The following is a 17,183-nucleotide window of genomic DNA, read 5'->3' as shown; positions in this document are numbered from 1 at the left end:
GTCGCTGATTTGGATCTATTCGGTGACGTGCGGCGTATGCCGCTTGTCCTCCGCGGGATCGGCCTCGATCCGCGCCCTGCCGGGATCGAACGCGCCGTGGCGGGCGATCGCCAATGCCGGGGTGTCGGGCGTCTCGTAGGCCCACATGAAGTCTTCTGCCGACGAACCGACCGCATGAACACGCCAATAGCTTGCCGTGCCCTTCAGCGGGCTGTGGCTCGTTGTGTTCGCCTTCTCCAGAAGGTCGAAATAGATGTCCTCGAAGGGTATGTAGAAGACAGGATCATGGCCGTCTTCGTAGAGCAGCTTTGCCCGGTCGCTCGACGCAATAATCGCGTCGGAGAACCGAACGGTTACGGTTCCGTCGAACGGGACAATGCTGAGCGGGCCTGGCCGGGGGGCGGAATTTGCGGCTAAGGGCTGCATTCGACTTCTCCGTTGACTGCGCTGCCCTCCCGAAACGTGTTGTTGCCCGTCAGGGTTCCAGACGGCGGGCGCGCCGAGGCCGGTGGTGGAACGGTTTTGCAAGGTCGCCGTTGTTTCAGACCTCCGCACGCGCCATAATCGCAATGGCCGCCACTCACCGACTCAACAGCAAATGGATCACATGCTGGATCGATCGCCTACCCTTCCAAGGTCGCTTGGCGCTGCGCTGCGAAGGGAAGTGCCGCGGTTTGCCGCGCCCGGCAATGAAATTTCGTGCACCACGGTCGCATCCTACAATGTGCATAAATGCGTCGGCACCGACGGCAGGTTCGATCCGGAGCGGGTCGCAGCCGTGGTTAGGGAACTCGATGCCGATATCATTGCCTTGCAGGAGGCCGACGAAAGAACCGGAAGCAGGCAGGGATTGCTGGATCTCGCAGCGCTCGAGCGGGACAGCGATCTCGTCCCCACCCATGTCCCGGAAAACCGCCGCAGCCATGGCTGGCACGGAAATCTGATCCTGGCACGCCGTGGCGTGGTCGAAAGCGTGAACCAGCTCCGGCTGCCCGGCCTCGAGCCGCGCGGTGCGGTCATCGTGGACCTGGAACTGAAGGGCGTTTCGCTCAGGATCATAGCCGCACATTTTGGCTTGCTGCGGCGGTCGCGCTCGCAGCAGGCCAACGCGCTGGTCGAAGCCACGCACCCGGTTCTGCGGCCAACAATCCTGCTTGGCGACCTCAACGAATGGCGCGTCCGCAACAGGTCTTCGCTGCTGGCCCTGCTTCCGCATTTCGGTCCGATCGATGCGGTTCTGCCGAGCTTTCCGTCGCGCTTTCCGCTGTTTGCGCTCGACCGCATCCTGGCCAGGCCGCCGCACCTGATTTCCAGCATCGAGGTGCACAAGACGCCGCTGGCGCAACGGGCTTCCGATCATCTGCCGATCAAGGCCCGGCTGAACCTGGACGCGATACGTCAGCCGCGACTGCAACCAGAATGACCCTGAAGGGTTGTTAGTCAGATTTCAGACGGTTTGCTTCGCTGATGTTTGCCGGTGCACTTCATGGATACAGCCATTTCGCGGTTTGCCCGGGACAAGATCGCTGCCGGCAATAGCGGGCTGCTGCTGATCGCCGACAATTATGACGCGTTTGCCGCGCGAATCCTTGCTGCGCGCAGTGCCACAAGCAGCCTCGACCTGATGTACTATCTCTGGCACGACGACCATAGCGGCCGGCTGCTGATGCAGGAGGTCGTCAAGGCGGCGGAGCGCGGTGTCCGCGTCCGCATGCTGCTGGACGATATAAATCCGCGCAACAGCGACGCCGCTTACCTGGCGCTCAACAGCTACAAGAACATCGAGCTGAGGCTGTTCAACCCGAGCGGCATGAGGAACGGCAGCATCTTTCGCTCGCTGGAGATGGTCGCCCGGCTGTTTGCGATGACCCGCCGCATGCACAACAAGGCCTGGATCGCCGATGAGGGCTTGGCCATCGTCGGCGGAAGAAATATCGGCGATGCCTATTTCGACGCTGCGGAGACGAATTTTCGCGATCTCGACCTGTTGCTTCTCGGTCCTGCCGTAGGGCAGACGATGCAGATCTTCGAGGCGTTCTGGAATTGCGAGGCAGCAACGCCGATCCAGCTGCTCAGTCCAGCTGCGGCGGGCTCGCGCGCCGATTTCCTCGACAATCCCGACGCGACCGCGGACGGCCGGCTGTTGAACAGCCTCAGTGCCTGGCGCACGATCACGGAGTTCATTGCAGCACACAGCGACGTCTGCTGGACGAAAGGCGTTCGCGTCATTTCCGATCCGCCGGAAAAGGTGCGCGGCAAAAGGCGCAGGAACTGGCTGACCAAGGAGCTGCTTCCCGCTATCGCGGCCACCAGGCAGCGCCTCGAAATTGTCTCGCCCTATTTCATCCCCAGCCGCACCGGGTTGGCCATCCTGTCGAAGCTGGTGGGCCGTGGCGCCGAGGTTGCAGTACTGACCAACTCGCTCGCCGCGACGGACGTCGCCGCCGTGCACGGCGCCTATGCCAAATACCGCCGCAAGCTGCTTAAAAAGGGTATCCAGCTTTTCGAATTGCAGCCCTTCGACCGTCAGGCCAACATCTCCGTTTTCGGTTCAAAGGGAGCCAGCCTCCACACCAAGGCCTTCACGGTCGACGATACGCTGGGGTTTGTCGGTTCCTTCAATTTCGACCCACGTTCGGTGTCGTTGAATGCGGAAATGGGCGTGCTTTTCCACGATACCAATCTGGTGATGGAGTTGCGCCGGCTGTTCGAGCACGAAAAATCACCGCAGACGAGCTATCAGCTGGTCCTGGACAAAGGCGCCTTGCGGTGGCTCGGCATGGCGGATGGCGAGATGCGGCAATATTCGCGTGAACCCGAGGCCAGTCTCTATCGGCGCATCGTTGCAGCGCTGGTTGGATGCCTGCCGATCGAATCGCAATTGTAAAAGCGACGGATTTGCAACTCATTGTCGGAACGGAACGCTTTGTCGGAACGCAACTCGGGGATCACGAGTTGTAAGCCGTATCCGGAGCATGCCTATGAAGACCACCATATACAGTTTTCTTGCTGAGCTCTTGCCGTTCTGGATGGCGCATAAACGCAAAATGCGCGCCGACCGCGCCGCTGAGTGGCCGACGCGACCGGCTGCTGCGGACGACGATGGTCGGCTGTCTGGCGATCCTAGTCGAGCAACACCGGCGCGGCGGCGCAACACGTCCTAAGGGCGGGATGCCTTCAAATTAGATCCCGCTCCAACTGTCTGGCTAGCCGCATTTCCGCGACGCCAAGTGATCCCATTTGGCTGCAGAAGCTCTAGCCCTAGGCGATCACGCTATCGTCAAGTGTCGCTATTCGAAATCCGGCGTTACCAAGCATCCATTTTGCAGCACGTACGTTAATGTGCACTACAGGTTGCCGCTATAGGTGAGCGCCATGAGTGCTAGTGCGATAGAATTCTTGCAGGACTGGATCCACGAAAACGTTCATCTACCGCCGCCTTCGATCAAGCTTGAAAAGGAGGCGGAAATCCTCGCCAGGGAATGCAAGGAAGAGGCGGCCGACGCCGGCGTGCCCATAGAAGACATCGAGGAAGAGGTTGGCGACCTCAAGGACCTGCTCGTCGCCAAGCTTGAAGACGCAGCCGAGGACGAGGCCAGGCAGCTCAACGGCAAGGGGCGCGACATGAATAGGACGGATGGAGCCAACGGGCCGGCGACCCTGCAGAACAATCTGTGACTCAGGGCGGGTCGAACGAATGCGCCGCTGAGGGAGCCGCAATCTCCTAGGCTTTTCAGCGGGTCCGTACTGCAGCCGGTGCCGTGGGTTAGACTCCGCACGATCCGCCCGGGCTGAAGGAACGACCTGGTCGCATAAACCTTTTCGCCGGACACGCGTTGTTGGGTTTCAAGCCAGGGAGATGACCATGCAGATGAAATCGGAAATCGCCGGCGAGGCCGCCAAGCAACGGCACATCCAGCGCCGCATCGACGAGAGAGACAAGTCCAAGTCCAATGGCAAGCAAAAAGGCGCTATGCAGGCCGGTGCCCGCAAATATCCCGAGCCGCCCTTCCCCGAGCAGCACCAGCCGAAGCCGGGGCATGAATGGGCGATCGAGCCGGCACCGCTTTACGATGCGCCGTACTATATCGGATCGAAAAAGCTCGACGGTAAAGTGGCCGTCATTACCGGCGGCGACTCAGGCATCGGCCGTGCGGTGGCCGTGCTCTATGCGCGTGAAGGCGCCGATGTGGCGATCATCTATCTCTCGGAGGACAAGGACGCCGAAGAGACCAAAAGGGCCGTCGAAGCGGAAGGCCAGCGCTGCATCCTGATCAAGGCCGACGTCAGCGAACGCGACCACTGCCACAACGCGGTGGCTGAGATCGTACAGGAGTTTGGGCGGATCGACGTGCTGGTCAACAACGCCGCTTTCCAGATCCATTCCAGCGATTTCAGCGAGCTGACCGAGGAGCATTTCGACACGACGCTGAAGACCAACCTCTACGGCTATTTCCACATGGCGCAGGAGGCCGTGCCGCACATGAAAGCCGGTTCGGCGATCATCAATACCGGCTCCGTGACCGGCATCGAGGGCTCGAAGCAACTGGTCGATTACTCCATGACCAAGGGCGGCATTCATGCCTTCACCCGCGCGCTCTCGGGCAACCTTGTCGAGAAGGGCATAAGGGTCAACGCCGTGGCGCCAGGCCCGGTTTGGACGCCGCTCAACCCCTCGGACAAGGAAGCCGGCGATGTCTCGAAATTTGGCGCCGATACGCCGATGAAGCGGCCGGCGCAGCCGGAAGAGATCGCGCCGGCCTACGTGTTCCTCGCCTCGCCACACTGCTCGAGCTACATCACCGGCGAGATATTGCCGATCGTCGGCGGCTACTGACGGCATGTATTTCATTGCCCTGGCCACTGACTATGACGGCACGCTGGCGCATGAAGGGCTCGTTGCCGAGAAGACGCTTGCGGCGCTTGAACGCTTCAAGAAGAGCGGCCGCAAACTCATTCTCGTGACCGGGCGCGAGCTGCCCGACCTCAAACGCGTCTTTCCCGAAGTCGCGATCTTCGACAAGGTGGTCGCGGAAAACGGGGCGCTGATCTACACGCCGGCCAGCGAGGAGGAGCGGACGATATCTCCGCCGCCCGCCCCCGAGTTCATCGCCAAACTCAGGAAACGCGGTGTCAAACCGCTTTCGGTCGGACGCTCGATCGTCGCAACCTGGGAACCGCATCAGACTACCGCGCTCGAGGTCATCCAGAAATTGGGGCTGGAGCTGGAAATCATTTTCAACAAAGGCGCGGTGATGATCCTGCCCAGCGGCATCAACAAGGCGACGGGGCTGACAGCCGCGCTTCAGGACCTCAGATTGTCGCCGCACAACGTCGTCGGTGTCGGCGACGCCGAAAACGACCATGCCTTCCTGCGCGCCTGCGGCTTCAGCGTCGCCGTCGACAACGCACTGCCGGCAGTCAAGAGTACGGCGGATCTCGTGACACGCGGCGCGCGCGGAAAAGGCGTCGAGGAGCTGATCGCCAAGGTGGTCGAGCGCGACCGCGAGCTTGTGCCAAGCCGCGACGGCATTCTGCTTGGCTCGGAGGATGGCAAGGAGGTGTATCTATCGCCAACCGATACGGTGCTGATCGCCGGCAGCTCCGGCATCGGCAAATCGACCCTGGCGACCGCATTGACGGAGCGCTTCGTCGAGAGAAAGTTCCAGTTCTGCATCTTCGATCCGGAAGGCGACTATGACGGCCTCGAAGGCGCCGTCCGGCTGGGCGACGGCTCGAACGCGCCGACGAAGACGCAACTGCTCGATCTCCTGGAGAAGCCGGACAACAATCTGGTCGTCAATGGCCTGGCGCTGCGCGTCAACGAGCGGCCGGACTTCTTTGCCGACCTGCTGCCGGGCCTTGGCGGTGTTCGCTTCCGCACCGCACGACCACACTGGCTGATCATCGACGAGGCGCATCACCTGTTGCCGAAGCGGCGCGACGACACGCCAATGGTGCTGGCCATGGAATTGCCGGGCACGATCCTGATCACGGTTCATCCGGACGCGATCTCAACCGAGGCATTGCGGCTGGTCACCGCCGTCATCGCACTCGGTCCCAAGGCGAAAAAGGTCATCAAGACGTTCTGTCGCGAGACCGGCACCGAACCGCCAAAGGACAAGGACCTGAACTCTCCAAAAGACGAGCGCGTGCTGTTCTGGCGGCCGCAGGCGCGCAAGAAGCCTGCCATGGTCGAGCCGATCGAGCCGCGACAGTCGCTCAAGCGCCACAGCCGAAAATATGCCGAGGGTCAGCTCGACGAGAAGGGCAGCTTCTATTTCCGCGGCCCCGACAATGCGATGAACCTCCGCGCCCATAATCTGATGATTTTCGCCCAGATCGCCGAAGGCATCGACGACAAGACCTGGGAACATCATCTGCGCGCCGGCGACTATTCCGAATGGTTTCGCCACCAGATCAGGGACAAGGAACTGGCATGCGAAACGGCCGAAGCGGAGAAAGACGGCACACTTTCGGCGCAAGAGAGCCGCAACCACGTCCTCGACGCCGTGCGCCGCCGCTATACCGCGCCCGCAACCGCGCCAAAGGAATAGATGCAGACGCTGCCCAGCCGTGGAACCTCATCCGCCAAACGAGATTGTGTTCTATCGGGCGCCCGATCTATTCAATGCCGAACAAGTGCCCCCGGAAGGAGACGATGGATGAGCAACGACCGGGACAAGGATGGTCCTGTCTTTTCGGCGGAACAGGCGCGGCAGGGCGAGATCATCCTGCGGACGCGGGCGCGCCGGATCATTTTCATCGCCGGCCTGGTGGGTCTCGTCTTGCTGGCATGGCTGGTGTGGTGGATTTGAATTCCTGACGGCTGGAGCGAAATCATGAAATCACAGCTTGTTGCCGAAAGCGCCGGACAGAGAACGTTCGTCGTTGTGCTTGATCCCGGCGAAGAGGCGTTTGCGCAGCTGACGTCGTTTGCGGTCGACCGTGGCGTCGGCAGTGCGTCGCTGACCGCGCTTGGCGCTTTCGAAAGCGCAACCGTCGGCTGGTTCGACCCTGGCGAAAGGACCTACCGGAAAATCCCCGTCCGGGAACAGTGTGAAGTGCTGAGCGCGATCGGCGATGTTGCCATCGGCGACGACGGCAGGCCCAGCCTGCACGTCCACGCAGTCCTTGGATTGAGTGACGGCACCACGAGGGGCGGTCATCTGCTGGACGGCATCGTGCGGCCGACGCTCGAGGTCACATTGGTGGAGACGCCTGGCCATCTGCGCCGGAGGCACCGTCCCGAACTCGGCGTCGCCCTGATCGACTTGGAGGCTTGATCCGACCCGATCACTTCGCTGATTTAACTGCGGCTTTCTCGGGGGCGCCTTCCCAACCGAAAACGCTGCGGCCGCCGAGCAGATGCGATTGCTCGAACTCCCCGGCGACGATTTCCTTCAGGCTTGGACCGGTGACATAGCGCTCCACCTGCCGCGACTGGTCGTCCAGCCGCCGCAACGCGCCGATCTCTTCGTCACGGCCGAGCCTGGCCTTCTGCACTGCCGACTTCAGTACGCCGATCGTCTCGTCATAGACCTTCAGCGGCACCGGGAACGGGTGCCTGTCCTTGCCGCCATGCGCCAGCGAGAAACGTCCGGGATCGGAAAAGCGGCACGGCGCGCCATGCACGACTTCGGCGACCAGCGCCAGCGCCCGCACAGTGCGCGCGCCGACATTGGGCACCAGGAGAAGCCCGGCGAAATCTGTCGGGCCGCGCTCGGCCGCCGCCGCGATGTTGCCGTGCAGGCGGCGCATGACGACATCGCTTTCGCGTACATCGTGGTGCGCCGGCATCACCAGATGCGGCAGCAGCTTTTGTGCCGGCTCCGGCGCTGGCGCTGAACCCCGCTCCAAAGCGGCAAGTTCCCTCACGATGCGATCCGGTCCAAGGTCGCGCAGAAGGTCCAGTTGTCCCTGGCGCGACGCTTCGGCGCGGCGGTCGGTCAGGTTGACGATCTCGCCCTGGTTGGCGCCCTCGATGGCAGCATGCGGCTGGTCGACAAAGCTCGTCAGGCCCTCGGACAGCCAGTGATAGCGGCGTGCCACCTTGCTGTCGCCGTTCATGCCTTGCTGCACCACCACCCACTTGCCGTCGTCGGTGACGATAAAGCCGTGCAGATAGAGATCGAAACCGTCCTGGACCGCAGCGCTGTCCACCTTGGCGACAAGCCGGCTGGCGGTCGCGAGGCCTTGCCCGTCGAGGCCGACGCGCTCACCGATCAGGGCAAGCTCATGCGGGGTCTTGCGCGAATGCGCGCCGCGGCCGCCGCAAACGTGGATGCCGAGTTCGCCGGAAAGCGGCGACAGGCCGCGCTTCAACGCTCCGACGACGCTGGTGGTGATGCCGGAAGAGTGCCAGTCCATCCCCATCACGGCGCCAAAGGACTGGAACCAGAACGGATGCGCCAGCCGGCGCAGCAGTTCATCGCGGCCGTAATGGTGGATGATCGCTTCGCACATGACCGCGCCAAGCCGCGTCATGCGGTCGCCGAGCCATTTCGGTACGCGCCCGCCGTGAAGTGGAAGATCAGCACTTCCCGATCGCTGTGCCACGCTCTTTTGCTTGCTCCTTGAGTCCTGCCTCGACAGATAGATAGATATCGAAAGCGCCGCGAAGAAGCGATGGCCTGAATTCAGGCCGCGATCGTTGCAAGCCGGCGTTTCCGTGAAACGATGAACCGCTCTAGCGGGCAGGTTCGCTGAGGAGATCAAACTTCTGGATCTCGCAATGCTCGCCCACCGATGCCAGCAGATCCATTGGCGGTGCGCCAGTGTCCGGCCGCCTCCAACTGATCTCGAACGAGAATACGGGGTCCTTGATATCCGGGCGCCTCTCTATCGCGACGAGGCGTGCCCGGTAGCCAAGCGGCCCGATCATCGTATCGAGTTCCTGTCGGGCTGCGGCCTTCCACGTCACCGCCAACTGGGCGTGGTGTTCGCGCGACATTCGAAGATCCACCCATTTCAGGACCAGCAAGGTGGCCAGCGTCAGCGCCGTGCCGGCCGCGCCCAAGCCGTATTGGCCACCACCGAAAGCCAATCCGATTGCCGTCATCACCCACAACGTGGCCGCCGTGGTGACGCCGCTGACAAGATTGCCGCGGCGAAGAATGGCGCCACCGCCGATAAAGCCGACGCCGGTCAGCACGCCCAGCGGAAAGCGCAAGACGTCCATCGATGCAAACGAATCCGGGTGCTTGCCTACGGTCCCCAGCAGAATGCTGGCCTGGATCATTGCGATGGCAGCGGCTAACCCGACCAGCACGGTGGTGCGTAGCCCCGCCGCGTGCCCGCGCGCCTCGCGGTTGAGGCCTATCAACAGGCCGGCGAGCGCGGTCAGAAGCAACCGTGCCGCGATGTCCTGCCAGACCGGAACAACGAGGACCATCGCGGTCACCCGTCAGGCCAAGCGCGGCTGGCCAGGAATAGCGCCATGGTCAAAGCGAACAAGGGCAAGAGCGTCTTCATCGCAAATTCTTTTCGTCGATAAGCAACAAACGATGCGCCTGGATTTTGGTTGCGCCGCCGACGATTCACCCCGGCGATGGGCAGCGGCGGAACAAAACCTTCGGCCTGCGGGTTGGTGGGTTCACGCCAACGAAGGATTTGCAGTCATGGTCCGCTTGCTGCTTGCCGGAGCCGTCGCTTATCTGGCCTATCGCATCACCAAGGAGATCGGTGGGTTCGGCGAGGTCTATCCGCGGTCGCCTTCACCCGACCAAACCGGCCGCAAGGCGCCGAGGCGGCAAAGCGGGGCACAGGGGAATGGCCGACGGCGATAGCGAATGCCTCAGCGGGGCGCGGACCAGCCATGACCGCATTTCCGTTGCCGCTCGACCTTCGTCCGATGGAAGCCAAAGCCGCCGACGCAATTCCTGGCGGCGACGGGCTTTGGCAGTACGAACCGAAATGGGACGGCTTTCGCTGCCTCGTGTTCAAGGGCGACGATGCCGTCGATCTGCGTGCAAAATCGGGCAAGCCGCTTGGCCGCTATTTTCCCGAACTGGTCGCGGTGCTGCGGGACGTGAGCTCGCGACGGTTTGTTGCCGACGGCGAGATTGTCATCGAGGTCGACGGATCGTCCTCGTTCGAGGCCCTGCAAATGCGCCTTCATCCCGCCGAAAGCAGGATCCGCAAGTTGAGCCTGGAGACGCCTGCCATGCTGGTCCTGTTCGACATGCTGGCCGAACCCGGCGGCAGGATCATCATCGAAGAGCCTCTCACCACCAGGAGGCAGGCGATTGAGGCCTTTGTGGCGTCGGCGGCACGGCCCGCACTGCACCTGTCCAGATATACGCACGACGCCGCCACCGCCGAGCGCTGGCTGCAGGGCGCCGGCCACGGCTCGACCGACGGCGTCGTTGCAAAACTGATCGCCGAGCCATACCGGCCCGGCGAGCGCGCCATGGTCAAGGTCAAGCGGCTGCGCACCGCGGATTGCGTGGTCGGCGGCTTTCGCTATCTCGCCGGCAGCAACGAAGTCGGATCCCTGCTGCTCGGGCTCTACAACAATGAAGGCAGGCTGGACCATGTCGGCTTCACCTCGACCATCGGCAAGGACGACCGGGCGGCGCTGACCAGGCGGCTGGAAAAACTGCGGGCCAAACCGGGTTTCACCGGCAAGGCGCCGGGCGGACCAAGCCGCTGGAGCACGGAGCGCAGCGGGCAATGGGAGCCCATAAAACCCGAACTGGTGGTCGAGGTTCGTTTCGACCATGTGACAGGCGACCGGTTCCGGCACGGTACCAAGCTGTTGCGCTGGCGGCCGGACAAGGAACCCCGGCAATGTACGTTCGAGCAGATCGAGTAAGTCCGCTCCGAGGCACCGTTTCAAGGCTCTTGCTGCCCGCTCTACCGTTCATGACGGACCAATGCAGAATTCATCGGTTCGCCGCGGCCAACCGAGCCTTGGCAACCATTTCCGAGGCTCGGTTGTGGTTTTGAGATCAAGCGGCTTCTTGCATTGCTCGTTCGTTGACGCCGCTTTCGCCGAGCTTGGAAAGCGCTTCGTCGGTCGCGACCTCTTCCTTGAGGGTTGCCCTGAGCAGCTCGACAACGTCGCTCTTGCCAAGTTCTTCCGCCCACGCGATCAAAGTGCCGTAGCGAGCGATCTCGTAATGTTCGACAGCCTGCGCCGCGCCGACAAGCCCGGCGTCGAGCGCGGGAGCACCGTTATACTCCTCGAGCACTTCCGAGCCCTCTTCGATGATGCCGTCGATCGCCGGACAGGTCTTGCCGCGGGCCGGCTTGCCGAATTTCTCGAACACCTCCTCGAGGCGGTCGACATGTCCTTCGGTTTCCATGCGGTGTTTCTCAAAGGCGGCGGTCACTTCTTCCGACTCCGCGCCCTTGGCCATTTTGGGCAGCGTTTTCAGTATCTTCTTCTCGGCGTAGTAGAGGTCTTTGAGCCCGTCGAGGAACAGATCCTCAAGGCCCTTGCTTGCCGCCTTCGCGGCCTTTTTCGTGGTCGCCATGATCCTCTCCCGAATGGTTCGTGCCGCCTCGCAAAGTAGAGGCGTCCCATAACCCTCCGACGGGAAACAAGTTCCCTGACGGTCCGGGAGCTTCGAAAATTTTTTCGGACCCCGCTGTCTAGTGTCGCAAGGGGTCTCGACCTGCGGCAGCAATCGGCGAGGAAAGTGCCGTCAGCGCTCGCCGATATGCTCGACCAGGCGGGTATATTCGGCCTCCGCCAGGCCGTAGCCGCCATCGGCCAGTGCGACGAGACCATCGCGATCGCGGATGATAATTTCGCCGCGGCGGGACCGGATGAGCCCTCGCCCCTCAAGCAGCTGCAGCGCGACCGTGACGCCCGGGCGCCTTACGCCAAGCATGATCGACAGGAATTCGTGAGTGATCGTCAGCCGGCCGCCGTCCACCCGATCGTCACACATGAGCAGCCAGCGCGCCAGCCGGTCTTCAAGTTTCGATCGTGCGTTGACCAGCGCGGTATAGCCAGTCTGGACATGCAGATATTGCACGTAGCGCAGCAAGAACAGCCGCAGCGTCGGGCTTTGCGTCAGCGCCGCCTTGAACGGCTCGGCGTCGATCCTGGCGGCCTCTCCGGCCAGCTGCACATAGCAATCATGGACCGTACGGTCGTCGCCCATTATCAGGGCCGAGCCGGTCATACCTTCCAAGCCGACAAGGCCAACTTCCGCATCGCTGCCGTTCGGCATTTTCGCAACCACCGAACCGATGCCGTCCTCGAGGAAATAAATGGCCTCGATCGGCGATCCGGACACTTCGAGCGATTGCCGTAACTCCAGCGAACAGCGCTCGATGTGCGGCTCGAGAGAGGCGAAATCGTCGGCGCTCATCCGGCGCAACAGCTTGTTTCTGTATAGAGTTCTATCGGAAATTGCTGGATCAGACATAGCTAGCCCCAAAACAGGGCAAGAGCTTTCTTATCTCCCAGCCGTCCGCGCCCGGTATAACCTGCGGACGATAGCGCTTATATATGGACTCAAAGGTATGGAGCCTACTAAATAAAAAAATGAATCGATGCACGGCAGTTTCTCCTGCCGCTTGCCTACGAAAACATCCGACTGAAAGTTAGAGTTGGAAACGTACCAAAGACCGTTTGGTACGAAAACGACAATTGAGGTCACCGGATGCGAAAGAGCCCGTCGCGAGGGATGCAACGGGCTCCATTCGGGCGTCGTGGGCTACGCCCAATGATCCAAATGAGGGGTGGGTTGGATCGCAGCAACAATGCAGGTGCAAGGCAGTCGTTCCCAAACTGTCTGCTTGGTAATTTCCGTACATTGAGTTTGGACGAAAGCGGCGCTAATTGAATTGGTGTCGTCCACAAGACATGGCGAGTGGACGCTTGAAAGACGCTTCGCGCTTTCGCCCTTTTTCAAGGGAGGATGGCATGTCGATGCAAGGTGCAGCAACTCCAGCCGAACTGAGCGTGCTGAAAAAAGCGCTCGACGACTGCTGCCGCGAGTTGGGTGTTGCGGACGACAGTCCTGTCCGCGAGCGGTTGGCCGCACGTATCATGTCGCTGTTCAACGAGGGTGTGCTCAGCGCCGATCTGAAAGAAGCGCTGGCCGCCGATCGCCAACACTAAGCTGCTGCTATGGTGGTGTCCTCGGTGCCGAAAGGTTCGGCACCGAGTCACCCTTTTTAGCCAAGGTCCTGGTTGGCCAAGGATCGTGGAAATCTTGTCTTTTCACGACAAAACGCCCGGCGCTTGTTGCCAAGCGGCAGGCGTTTTTGTCGCGAGCGTGACACTAAGGCCCGTCGCGTTCGACTGGCCTCATGCGATGTGCTTTAGGTTCCTGTTTTATGCACGTCGCTATCACAAAACCGCTGCACACCCTCGGTTCAAGCCCGAGGGCATGCTTTTGCGCGACATGCATTCAAATGCGCCCAAGCAGGACCAGGATAATGACGATAAGCAGCACCAGGCCTAGGCCGCCACCACCGTAATAGCCGGTGCCATAGAACGGTCCGCCGCCCAAGCCGCTGAAGCCGCCAAGCAAGGCAAGGACCAAGATTATGATGAGAATGGTTCCAAGGCCCATGATGTCTGCTCTCCTTGTTTGCGCTGCCGCCATTCGCATCAGCGCGTCGCATTGTACAAAGGTATGAACGTACAAAGGTATGAACTCACAAGGAGCATTCCTGTTCCGGCGGGACGTAAGGCGTACGCTTATGCGGCGAGCAAAATACCGGGCTGTGCCGTTAGAAAAGTCCACAGAAGCATGCCAGCCGAGAATGGCATGGCGGCCGCCTTGAACACCTGAGAACATGCTGAATTTCATGGGGAATTTGTCGGAACCTTCGCCCGCCCGAACGGTTGTTTTCGTAGTCGCAACGCGACGACCCTCGTAAAAAGGAGAAGCATCATGCTCACGAAAATACTCGCAGCTTCGGCGCTTACGATCGGTCTGGCCACGTCAGCGATGGCCCAGAACGTCGGCGATCCCTCCGGAGCCGCTGCCGACGGGAGCGGGCGGACGGTCGTAGTGCCGGATAATGGCGGCCCTGATACCGGCACGGATTCGACCATCACCAACAGCATTCGCGATTTCTCAACGACGAATTCGAATGCCGACCGGAATTGCCCGCCTGGCCCGCAAGGGGCTCTGCCCGATGCGACCGGCAAGGCTCCGGGCACGATGGCGCCGACGGTGAACGACAACCACTGCGGCAAGTAAGCGCCACAGCCTGACGAGGCCGCGGAGCATAGGCTCCGCGGCCGGTTGCCGTAAGATCAGCCGCCTAACGGCCGCGGTGGTCGAAGCTGACCGCGATCTCCCGACCGTCCAGCGCCCGAACGATGAAGCCAACCAGCTCCTCGTCGGTTTGCCGGAAGCAGGGAAAGCGCTTGCGCAAATCGGCTATGACGACGGTGGTCGAGAGAATATCGCCCGGATGGTAGTCGGCCATGACGGTATGGACGGCTTTGTCGGTATCAATACCGATTCCAAGCGGCGACTTGATCTGCCCCACGGAAGCCTCCACCCATCTCTCCCAGCCAACGATAGCAAGACTGCGGTAAAGCGAAAGAGCTTGTACGATTCCGTACGATCTCGTGGCTTGCGTTGCACTTTGCCGGACGCAGCCGGCGTCTTTTGTTTTGCGTTTCCAAACCATTGTTTGGCGTCGCGGGGGCTGTGGCCCCCACGACCAGGCAACCTCGCCGCAGCTTCCGCGTTGAGCCATCGGAGGGATGACATCAGCCTCGGAGAATCCCCATGAAAACCCTTCTATCCATCACTGCGGCAGCGATGATGGCTGGCGCATCTTTGGCTGCTTTCGCCCAATCGGCGACGCTGACGCCTCTGACGACCGACACCATGAGCAAGGTTGACACCGCGACGTTCATCAAGACCGTGCCCATTGCCAATACATTTGAAATCGAATCGAGCCGGCTTGCGCAGACCCAGGCGAAGGCCGACGACGTGAAGGCATTCGCGGCGCAAATGATCACGGACCACACCAAGGCCGGCGAGGACTTCAAGGCGGCGCTCAGCAAGGGTCAGACGACTTCGGCCACCCAGCCAGCCGGCCCGCCGCTGGACACCAAGCACCAGGCGCTGCTCGACCAACTCAAGGAGACCAGCGGGGACAGCTTCCAATCGAAATATATCGACATGCAGACCCAGGCGCATAAGGAAGCGGTGGCGCTGTTTTCCGCCTACGCAAATTCCGGCGACGATCCGGCGATGAAGGAGTTTGCCAAGAAGACGCTGCCGGTGCTGCAAATGCACGAACGTCACGTGAAGGATCTCGCTGCCGCGCATCAATGAGAGCGAACACCGTGCGGCTTCGCCAACGGAAACGCCCCGGCATGAATGAAGCGGCTGTCGTCGGGCCGGGAACAAAGCACCGAGAGTGCCGTTATTCACCCGCCCTATTCCGCGGAATATCCAATGGAAGGCGGCATTCGCGAGGCCTCAAGGATAGTAGCGCCGGCTTTCGGCGCCGTCCTGGTCGCCGCTGTCACAGGCTGAATCGCCTTCCGGCCAGCACAGGTTACCTCAATGCGCTACGGCGAGATATTTGCAAACGCAACGGCACTCTTGTTGCTGGCGCTAATGGTTGGCGGCGTCTTCGTCCTGTTTGGAGAACCGCTGTGGCCGCGGCACTACGCGCGAATGGTGCTGGTCACCGATATCGATGCCATTACCACCGCGTCAGTCCGAACAAGCTGCGTGCCCGGTCCCTGCCTGCCCGACACCATCGATCACACCGTGCTCGCTCCTCGCCCCGAGGACGGACCTTGATTTGCGATTTGCAGACGCTGGAGCCGGGTACGGAAAAGCCCGCCGCCCGAGCTGCGCGGCGGGCTTTTTGGTGCATCAACCCACGGTAGACCGTCTGGCCACGACTAGGTCAGGATAATCACGATCTTGTAGGTATTCGGGTCGACGATGACGATCCGGCCGTCGGCGAGCACGAAATACTCATAGCTTTCGTAAGCCGGAACGATCTTGACGATGCGCGCCGGCAGGCGATGCAGCCGGACCTTCTTTCGCGGAACCTCGACACCGACAGAGATGTCGAAATCGACGCTGGAAACCGGTTGGACGTTGGTCTCCTTGATGACCTGCGTGATCTCCGTCTTCTGTTCAACGGTCACATTGTTGATGGAAGCGGTCGAACTCTGGTCTTGCGTCTGCGTCGAGGCATTGCCCTGAGTCTGCTCGGTGGTCGTGGTCCCAGTCTTGCCCTGAGCCTGCTCCTCGGTCTTCATTTTCGTGTTGCCTTGGGCCTGCTCGGTGGTGGTGGTTCCAGCCTTGCCTTGAGCCTGCTCGTCGGTCTTCATCTTGGTGGTGCCCGTGGCCTGCTGCTCAGTCGTAGGGCCAGTCTTGCCCTGAGCCTGCTCGTCGGTCTTCATCTTGGTGGTGCCCGTCGCCTGCTGTTCAGTCGTGGCACCGGCCTTGCCCTGGGCTTGCTCGTCGGTCTTCAGCTTCGGTTTGCCCTGCGCCTGTTGATCAGTCGTGGCGCCGGCCTTGCCCTGGGCCTGCTCGCCCATCTTGGCGCCATTTGGGCAGTTGGCGGTGCCGGTTGCACAATTGGCGCCGGACTGGTCATCGGTCGACTGCTGCGTCTGGGCAAGTGCAGCCCCGCAGCTGACGCTGATTGCTAGCATGCTGGTGATCAGAACGCCTTTCATGAGAGATCTCCTTGGAAAATGCGTCCCTTCACCGCGTAAAACTGCGGCTAAAAAACTTTGTTCCAAACAATGGAGGGAAACGGCAAGCGATCCGAGTGGCGGAACAAGCTCCACCTGATGACGTTACCGGCCTATAGCGACCCCGCTGCGAACAGCATGACGCGACGCAGCGCAGAGGTGGCTCACGACGAAAGGAGACGATCATGAGAATGCATCTTTCGGCAGCCGCGGGTGGGTTCTTGCTGCTTGCGGGTGTTGGCGCCGCTGCCGCTCAGGACGTGGTCATCGAACCGCAGCAGGAGACGATCGTACGCGAATATGTGAAAAAGCAGCCCCTGGCGTCCGTCCAGCTTCCCGGCGTGGAGCTCAATGTCGGCTCGACCCTGCCCGATACCGTCGAGCTTCATGAAGTTCCCAACGTCAAATACCGCTACGTCGTCGTCGACAACCAGACCGTCCTGGTCGATCCGGGCACACGCAGGATCGTGAAGGTCATCCAGTGAGCAATGCGCGTCGTTTTTTGAAGGGACATGCGGCGCGCCCT

General features: G+C 61.4%; 22 protein-coding genes. 14 read left to right on the top strand and 8 right to left on the bottom strand.

What is annotated here, in order from left to right:
* Nucleotides 1-15: 15 nt before the first annotated feature.
* Nucleotides 16-426, bottom strand: coding sequence for a DUF427 domain-containing protein (locus tag NKH21_RS02175; protein WP_352663813.1), 411 nt, complete (start codon nt 424-426; stop codon nt 16-18).
* 181 nt (nt 427-607) lie between these two features.
* On the opposite strand from NKH21_RS02175, the gene NKH21_RS02170 reads away from it, so the two are divergent.
* From NKH21_RS02170 to NKH21_RS02140, 7 genes are all read left to right on the top strand, one after another.
* Nucleotides 608-1,423 carry an endonuclease/exonuclease/phosphatase family protein gene (locus NKH21_RS02170; RefSeq protein WP_473599676.1) on the top strand — a complete coding sequence of 272 codons (816 nt, stop codon included), beginning with the start codon at nt 608-610 and terminating at the stop codon, nt 1,421-1,423.
* A gap of 63 nt (nt 1,424-1,486) precedes the next feature.
* Nucleotides 1,487-2,887 (top strand): phospholipase D family protein, encoded by a 1,401-nt coding sequence (locus NKH21_RS02165; RefSeq protein WP_352663817.1) that lies wholly within the window; start codon nt 1,487-1,489, stop codon nt 2,885-2,887.
* Between the two features lie 488 nt (nt 2,888-3,375).
* Complete coding sequence (locus NKH21_RS02160) at nt 3,376-3,678, top strand: hypothetical protein (protein ID WP_352663819.1); 303 nt, start codon at nt 3,376-3,378, stop codon at nt 3,676-3,678.
* 187 nt (nt 3,679-3,865) lie between these two features.
* Complete coding sequence (locus tag NKH21_RS02155) at nt 3,866-4,837, top strand: SDR family oxidoreductase (protein WP_352663821.1); 972 nt, start codon at nt 3,866-3,868, stop codon at nt 4,835-4,837.
* A 4-nt stretch (nt 4,838-4,841) separates the two neighbouring features.
* Complete coding sequence (locus NKH21_RS02150; protein ID WP_352663823.1) at nt 4,842-6,557, top strand: HAD family hydrolase; 1,716 nt, start codon at nt 4,842-4,844, stop codon at nt 6,555-6,557.
* Between the two features lie 108 nt (nt 6,558-6,665).
* The gene (locus NKH21_RS02145; RefSeq protein WP_352663825.1) at nt 6,666-6,818 is read left to right on the top strand and encodes a peptide ABC transporter permease; all 153 of its coding nucleotides are present in this window, start codon (nt 6,666-6,668) and stop codon (nt 6,816-6,818) included.
* A gap of 24 nt (nt 6,819-6,842) precedes the next feature.
* Nucleotides 6,843-7,286 (top strand): PPC domain-containing DNA-binding protein, encoded by a 444-nt coding sequence (locus NKH21_RS02140; protein ID WP_352663827.1) that lies wholly within the window; start codon nt 6,843-6,845, stop codon nt 7,284-7,286.
* 10 nt (nt 7,287-7,296) lie between these two features.
* On the opposite strand, the gene NKH21_RS02135 is transcribed toward NKH21_RS02140, so the two are convergent.
* Entirely contained in the window at nt 7,297-8,559 is a 1,263-nt protein-coding gene (locus NKH21_RS02135; protein WP_352663829.1) for a DUF763 domain-containing protein, read from the bottom strand.
* Nucleotides 8,560-8,689: 130 nt separating this feature from the next.
* On the bottom strand, nt 8,690-9,394 hold the full coding sequence (locus tag NKH21_RS02130) for an MgtC/SapB family protein (RefSeq protein ID WP_352862921.1): 705 nt from the start codon (nt 9,392-9,394) through the stop codon (nt 8,690-8,692).
* Between the two features lie 226 nt (nt 9,395-9,620).
* Here NKH21_RS02130 and NKH21_RS02125 point away from each other — a divergent pair, with 226 nt between their 5' ends.
* Together NKH21_RS02125 and NKH21_RS02120 are read left to right on the top strand one after the other, a co-directional pair.
* On the top strand, nt 9,621-9,788 hold the full coding sequence (locus NKH21_RS02125) for a hypothetical protein (RefSeq protein ID WP_352663833.1): 168 nt from the start codon (nt 9,621-9,623) through the stop codon (nt 9,786-9,788).
* 29 nt (nt 9,789-9,817) lie between these two features.
* Nucleotides 9,818-10,816 (top strand): ATP-dependent DNA ligase, encoded by a 999-nt coding sequence (locus NKH21_RS02120; protein WP_352663834.1) that lies wholly within the window; start codon nt 9,818-9,820, stop codon nt 10,814-10,816.
* 136 nt (nt 10,817-10,952) lie between these two features.
* Here the strand turns inward: NKH21_RS02120 and NKH21_RS02115 are convergent, their stop codons facing one another.
* Together NKH21_RS02115 and NKH21_RS02110 are read right to left on the bottom strand one after the other, a co-directional pair.
* Nucleotides 10,953-11,480, bottom strand: coding sequence for a YciE/YciF ferroxidase family protein (locus NKH21_RS02115; RefSeq protein ID WP_292655403.1), 528 nt, complete (start codon nt 11,478-11,480; stop codon nt 10,953-10,955).
* Nucleotides 11,481-11,651: 171 nt separating this feature from the next.
* Complete coding sequence (locus tag NKH21_RS02110; protein ID WP_352492201.1) at nt 11,652-12,326, bottom strand: Crp/Fnr family transcriptional regulator; 675 nt, start codon at nt 12,324-12,326, stop codon at nt 11,652-11,654.
* A gap of 557 nt (nt 12,327-12,883) precedes the next feature.
* Here NKH21_RS02110 and NKH21_RS02105 point away from each other — a divergent pair.
* Complete coding sequence (locus tag NKH21_RS02105) at nt 12,884-13,081, top strand: hypothetical protein (protein WP_292655400.1); 198 nt, start codon at nt 12,884-12,886, stop codon at nt 13,079-13,081.
* A gap of 292 nt (nt 13,082-13,373) precedes the next feature.
* On the opposite strand, the gene NKH21_RS02100 is transcribed toward NKH21_RS02105, so the two are convergent.
* A complete protein-coding gene (locus tag NKH21_RS02100; RefSeq protein ID WP_023677107.1) occupies nt 13,374-13,538 on the bottom strand; it encodes a DUF3309 family protein in 165 nt (54 codons plus the stop codon).
* 324 nt (nt 13,539-13,862) lie between these two features.
* Here NKH21_RS02100 and NKH21_RS02095 point away from each other — a divergent pair, with 324 nt between their 5' ends.
* A complete protein-coding gene (locus tag NKH21_RS02095; RefSeq protein ID WP_023720549.1) occupies nt 13,863-14,174 on the top strand; it encodes a hypothetical protein in 312 nt (103 codons plus the stop codon).
* A gap of 64 nt (nt 14,175-14,238) precedes the next feature.
* On the opposite strand, the gene NKH21_RS02090 is transcribed toward NKH21_RS02095, so the two are convergent.
* On the bottom strand, nt 14,239-14,469 hold the full coding sequence (locus NKH21_RS02090) for a hypothetical protein (protein ID WP_352663837.1): 231 nt from the start codon (nt 14,467-14,469) through the stop codon (nt 14,239-14,241).
* A gap of 245 nt (nt 14,470-14,714) precedes the next feature.
* Between NKH21_RS02090 and NKH21_RS02085 the strand changes: the two genes are divergently transcribed.
* Both NKH21_RS02085 and NKH21_RS02080 read left to right on the top strand, forming a co-directional pair.
* On the top strand, nt 14,715-15,269 hold the full coding sequence (locus tag NKH21_RS02085; RefSeq protein ID WP_352663839.1) for a DUF4142 domain-containing protein: 555 nt from the start codon (nt 14,715-14,717) through the stop codon (nt 15,267-15,269).
* A 234-nt stretch (nt 15,270-15,503) separates the two neighbouring features.
* Complete coding sequence (locus tag NKH21_RS02080; protein WP_352663841.1) at nt 15,504-15,746, top strand: polymerase; 243 nt, start codon at nt 15,504-15,506, stop codon at nt 15,744-15,746.
* Nucleotides 15,747-15,850: 104 nt separating this feature from the next.
* Here NKH21_RS02080 and NKH21_RS02075 read toward each other — a convergent pair whose 3' ends face one another.
* Nucleotides 15,851-16,639: a DUF1236 domain-containing protein gene (locus NKH21_RS02075; RefSeq protein WP_352663843.1), complete on the bottom strand. Its 789-nt coding sequence runs from the start codon at nt 16,637-16,639 to the stop codon at nt 15,851-15,853.
* Between the two features lie 203 nt (nt 16,640-16,842).
* Between NKH21_RS02075 and NKH21_RS02070 the strand changes: the two genes are divergently transcribed.
* Entirely contained in the window at nt 16,843-17,142 is a 300-nt protein-coding gene (locus NKH21_RS02070) for a DUF1236 domain-containing protein (RefSeq protein WP_352663845.1), read from the top strand.
* Nucleotides 17,143-17,183 lie beyond the last annotated feature (41 nt).

The sequence above is a fragment of the Mesorhizobium sp. M1329 genome (genome assembly GCF_040318035.1).
Classification (GTDB): domain Bacteria; phylum Pseudomonadota; class Alphaproteobacteria; order Rhizobiales; family Rhizobiaceae; genus Mesorhizobium.
The sequence above is the reverse complement of the archived record's forward strand: the minus strand, read 5'-3'. Positions and strand labels throughout refer to the sequence as shown.

Coding starts and splice junctions, on each gene's coding strand:
- NKH21_RS02100 (WP_023677107.1), bottom strand. CDS start 13,538: ATGGGCCTTGGAACCATTCTCATCATAATCTTGGTCCTTGCCTTGCTT.
- NKH21_RS02080 (WP_352663841.1), top strand. CDS start 15,504: ATGCGCTACGGCGAGATATTTGCAAACGCAACGGCACTCTTGTTGCTG.
- NKH21_RS02130 (WP_352862921.1), bottom strand. CDS start 9,394: ATGGTCCTCGTTGTTCCGGTCTGGCAGGACATCGCGGCACGGTTGCTT.
- NKH21_RS02105 (WP_292655400.1), top strand. CDS start 12,884: ATGTCGATGCAAGGTGCAGCAACTCCAGCCGAACTGAGCGTGCTGAAA.
- NKH21_RS02170 (WP_473599676.1), top strand. CDS start 608: ATGCTGGATCGATCGCCTACCCTTCCAAGGTCGCTTGGCGCTGCGCTG.
- NKH21_RS02165 (WP_352663817.1), top strand. CDS start 1,487: ATGGATACAGCCATTTCGCGGTTTGCCCGGGACAAGATCGCTGCCGGC.
- NKH21_RS02085 (WP_352663839.1), top strand. CDS start 14,715: ATGAAAACCCTTCTATCCATCACTGCGGCAGCGATGATGGCTGGCGCA.
- NKH21_RS02150 (WP_352663823.1), top strand. CDS start 4,842: ATGTATTTCATTGCCCTGGCCACTGACTATGACGGCACGCTGGCGCAT.
- NKH21_RS02110 (WP_352492201.1), bottom strand. CDS start 12,326: ATGAGCGCCGACGATTTCGCCTCTCTCGAGCCGCACATCGAGCGCTGT.
- NKH21_RS02075 (WP_352663843.1), bottom strand. CDS start 16,639: ATGAAAGGCGTTCTGATCACCAGCATGCTAGCAATCAGCGTCAGCTGC.
- NKH21_RS02140 (WP_352663827.1), top strand. CDS start 6,843: ATGAAATCACAGCTTGTTGCCGAAAGCGCCGGACAGAGAACGTTCGTC.
- NKH21_RS02115 (WP_292655403.1), bottom strand. CDS start 11,480: ATGGCGACCACGAAAAAGGCCGCGAAGGCGGCAAGCAAGGGCCTTGAG.
- NKH21_RS02125 (WP_352663833.1), top strand. CDS start 9,621: ATGGTCCGCTTGCTGCTTGCCGGAGCCGTCGCTTATCTGGCCTATCGC.
- NKH21_RS02120 (WP_352663834.1), top strand. CDS start 9,818: ATGACCGCATTTCCGTTGCCGCTCGACCTTCGTCCGATGGAAGCCAAA.
- NKH21_RS02175 (WP_352663813.1), bottom strand. CDS start 426: ATGCAGCCCTTAGCCGCAAATTCCGCCCCCCGGCCAGGCCCGCTCAGC.
- NKH21_RS02095 (WP_023720549.1), top strand. CDS start 13,863: ATGCTCACGAAAATACTCGCAGCTTCGGCGCTTACGATCGGTCTGGCC.
- NKH21_RS02145 (WP_352663825.1), top strand. CDS start 6,666: ATGAGCAACGACCGGGACAAGGATGGTCCTGTCTTTTCGGCGGAACAG.
- NKH21_RS02160 (WP_352663819.1), top strand. CDS start 3,376: ATGAGTGCTAGTGCGATAGAATTCTTGCAGGACTGGATCCACGAAAAC.
- NKH21_RS02070 (WP_352663845.1), top strand. CDS start 16,843: ATGAGAATGCATCTTTCGGCAGCCGCGGGTGGGTTCTTGCTGCTTGCG.
- NKH21_RS02155 (WP_352663821.1), top strand. CDS start 3,866: ATGCAGATGAAATCGGAAATCGCCGGCGAGGCCGCCAAGCAACGGCAC.